Below are 3,768 nucleotides of genomic sequence, written 5' to 3' on the forward strand. Positions count from 1 at the left end.
STRCSSATNDATACTNTRYCHNAGCDAGCCGCGTTGCGCTAACGGGCAGGATTACGTGGTAGAGGTTAAGGGTATTTCAAAAATACAATATGTACGAAAAAAGTTAATTTAAGCGAATATACTTAAGAATATTGCTGAGGGAAATGGTGTGGTTGAAAGCAAATGATTGAAATTTAGAGGAGGCCGAGATGGATAGTTTTGGATTTGTGTGTTTAATCACTCTAACACTAATAGTTATTGCAGCCTTTTATGCATTTGTATTTTTGGACTTTATCAATCCAAGTGCTCTTCAAGTTCAACTATTAGGTGTACATATTATACTGTTCGGAGTGATTGTTTTATTGGCATTTGAAGGTTCTTCTGGATATGGATTTACTTTTGGGTTAATTGGGCTTATTACAGGAATTTTTGGATCATTTAGAGAACCCAAAGAGTCCAAAAATTGAAAGTTGATTGAACTAACGGAGAACGATAGCTTAATAAATATCTAAAACGCGGCCGCCGGCATGGATCCGCAGCCGCGTTGTGCTAACTGGCAGAGTACATTAATAATCTTCAAAATAAAAGGAATATAGAATCGAGGACTGGTACATAACTAGCACCTATAGCTGAGCCTCCGATAACTCAATCATCCCCTCGAAGCGCTTATATTTACGGATGATCCCTTTTTCCTACGGATGAAGCGCCGATCGATGAAAAAAGCGATGAGCAAGGACAGGATGCCAAGCAAAACCGGTATGCCAAACGCTTCAAAAGAGAAGGGGCTGCCTTCCAGCTTCAGGTGGTCGGTAGCGCGATACTCGAGCCGCTTGGCGGCAAATTTCGCCGTCTGGATATCCTCCTGCCCGGCCAAATCCTCGAATGCGGGATCCATTGCGAACCGATCCGCCGCGTCGCGGTGCAGGAACAGCAGTTTCGCGCTGTTGCCGCTGTTCTTCCATTGGTTGATGTCTTCGGCGGCTGCAGATTCGGCATCAGCACCGACGACAATCATATTCGCCAGCTTCGGTACGTTTTTGATCTGATAACGCGCGACTAGGTTCAAGCCGTGCTTCGTTACGATCAGTTCGTTCGCGCTGGAAACGGTCAACGTCGTCGTCGTACCGGAAGCGGCGTAAGTATCGAATGCGGCGGACAAATCCAGTTCATCGGCGCCATTATATAACAGCACGCCCGCCTTTACTTTGTTCCATTGAAAAGCGTTGTTCAGTACGTACGTTATATCGCTCAGCCCGGCATCGAACGGTTTCATTTGCGGGTTTGTCACGTAATCGTAAGAGGGATAGTTCATCTCTTTCGCCACTTTCTTCGCCGCCGCCTCGCCCAACTGCTGGGAGATGACGTATAGCGTAGCGTCGATCCCTGATGTCAGACCGGCAGATGAAACGATATTGCCTTGCGGGACGTAGCGCCGATCTTTCACCCAATGGATTTCCGGATATTTTTTAATGAGCCGGTTGATGTCTCCCCAGTGCGTCGCGGCCGATTTGCCGTTCAGCAGGCCGGTATCCGCCAGGTTTTCAGCCCCGTTGCAAATGGAGATCAATGTCGTCTTGGCGCTCGAGTGCTTCCGAATCCATTCACGGACAGGCGCATATTTTTTCTCGTCCAAAATCGGCATAAACGGAATGACGATAATGTCCGGGCTTTTGCCGAGCATCGCATCCATTTCGTCAAACGAATAATGCGGGACGACATCGAGTCCGCCGGTTAATGATTTAATTTCGCGATCGGGGGCAACGCCGTATACATTGTAAGCTTCAGTCATCGCAAACATCTCGTACGGGACGAGAAAATCGAACACTTCCGTCGCTTCGTTCGCCAGCAGCACGGCCACTGTCGGTTTGTTCGCGTCATATTTTGGTACCTGCACATCCGTCAATGCAGGAGGGGCTTTATCGTAAACCGACATTCCGGCATTCATCGTATTGACGAACCCGACCGCGCCTGTCCCCCCTACGATGACGATAAAAACGATGAGATAGATCATGATGCGTAATACAGTTTTCACTTGCTTCGCTCCTTCCAGTCGATTGCTTACCCTCAAAATTTAACAAAACAAGAAGAACATATCATCTGTCTGTGGTTCAGTAGAGGGGCACTCCTAAAGTTTAGGCGGCCACTGGACCCTAGTCTGTTTTCATTATTTAGTATGACTCGATAGGGCTATAATTTTAACAAAACGGTAATAAACACGCTGCTCAGCAATGAGACTACTGAAGAACTAACGCTTCTCATCCTAGCGGAGCCTCTATAAAGCAAAAAGACATCTGCCCTTAGCAAATTCGAGCAGATGTCTTCGTTTTTTTATCCCTTTTTGGCACAAGCTGGAGAGCTCTTTATGTATGTTGGTTGTTGCGCTAACGGGCAGGTTAGTTAGAAAAAGGAAAATACTAATAACCAACGAATACTTTAAATATCTTTTAAAGAACTTCGGAGGCAAGGGGATGCTATTATGGCAGAAATAATCAAAATTAGAGGAAGTATATTTATCGGCGGTATGCTCTATTTGCCTCTAATTCAAGATCCGTCTACAGGCATGATCTATGAATATCAGGCAGATGCCAGGGAATTCACCCCATATGCGGTAAACACCGGGCGTTGCCGTGTGGAGCAGGAAGTCGTCATCGACTTCGTAAAGCAACGAATTACTACTTTTGCCAATACGGGTGTCACGGTGCTCAAATTGACAGCTCCAGACGGTTCCGTCGAATACAAACAAGGAAAATCGTCTACAGACGGTATTCGAGTTGAAGATGAAGTGTGGAACGGGGATACGGCATCATTAACCATGCGAGCGAGTGCAAGCAATCCGCTTCGTCCTGATGCGCCGACGGTAGACTACTCTCTGCAGATTACCGCGCGTAAGGATGGCACCGTGCAGGTGAAGGGCAGCCATGACGGGTTCCCTTGCTTCGAGTTCTATAAACAATTGGATTTTGGGGATTTTCAACTACTGTACGCCCATGACTTTCGGAAGACGGGCGATACGCCAGCTGCAATGGCTGGGGATATGGAATATCATTTTGAAGCATGAGAATCAGAGACTTTCGTCTCCAAATTGATCGGATTATCAAAAGTAAGAGTGCTGGTCTCAACGCTAACGGATACGATAACTTATTAAATAACTAAAACGCGGCTGCCGGCATGATCGGCAGCCACGTTGTGCTAACGGGCAGGTTAGTTAAAGATCATACTCGGTGAACCGTACCACAAGTAACGGCAAGTTTTTTGGAGAATCAAATGTGCTTTAGCAGGGGAAATATGGATATTAATCGAAATGTTATTTTATGCCTTTTTATACGATTCAGAAACCGAAAGGAGAAACGAAATGAGCGAACTAGGCGTTAAAGATAACACGTGTAGAGTGGTCAAAAGAGGATTCTCAGCAGTTGGAACAAGGCATGAAGCGAAGTATTCAGAATACCCAACCGTAATTCCGCAATCATTTGACTCTTTAATAAGTCGTATGGAGGAAATCCAAAATCGAACTGGTGAAAAATTGGCTCTATACGAACCAGGTAATTATGCACCCGATAACCTTGGAACCTACTATACAACCGCTCAAGTCACAGAGATTGGTTCTATTCCACAAGGAATGGTAAGCCAGACCACTCCTGTGTGCACTTATGCTGTCTATACTCACAAAGGTGAGATTTGGAAAATAGGTGATGCTTATGGTTCTCTTAACCGTTGGATTGATGAGAATGGCTACAAACATAGTAAAGGTTGGGTAGTGGAGTTGATGGACGAAAGATTTAATCCGAC

At 45.7% G+C, this 3,768-nt stretch carries 4 protein-coding genes; 3 read left to right on the plus strand and 1 reads right to left on the minus strand.

Going from position 1 to position 3,768, the window contains the following annotated elements; all coding sequences use genetic code 11:
* The first annotated feature begins 188 nt into the window (after positions 1-188).
* A complete protein-coding gene (locus BVG16_RS32150; RefSeq protein ID WP_078499123.1) occupies positions 189-446 on the plus strand; it encodes a hypothetical protein in 258 nt (85 codons plus the stop codon).
* A 182-nt stretch (positions 447-628) separates the two neighbouring features.
* Here BVG16_RS32150 and BVG16_RS32155 read toward each other — a convergent pair whose 3' ends face one another.
* Complete coding sequence (locus BVG16_RS32155; protein ID WP_078503275.1) at positions 629-2,011, minus strand: DJ-1/PfpI family protein; 1,383 nt, start codon at positions 2,009-2,011, stop codon at positions 629-631.
* A 444-nt stretch (positions 2,012-2,455) separates the two neighbouring features.
* Here BVG16_RS32155 and BVG16_RS32160 point away from each other — a divergent pair, with 444 nt between their 5' ends.
* Positions 2,456-3,037: a DUF3238 domain-containing protein gene (locus BVG16_RS32160; RefSeq protein WP_078503277.1), complete on the plus strand. Its 582-nt coding sequence runs from the start codon at positions 2,456-2,458 to the stop codon at positions 3,035-3,037.
* A gap of 294 nt (positions 3,038-3,331) precedes the next feature.
* Positions 3,332-3,768 (plus strand): GyrI-like domain-containing protein (locus BVG16_RS32165; protein ID WP_078503279.1); only part of this gene is annotated, 437 nt, incomplete at its 3' end.

This window comes from Paenibacillus selenitireducens (assembly GCF_002021565.1).
Taxonomy (GTDB): domain Bacteria; phylum Bacillota; class Bacilli; order Paenibacillales; family Paenibacillaceae; genus Paenibacillus_K; species Paenibacillus_K selenitireducens.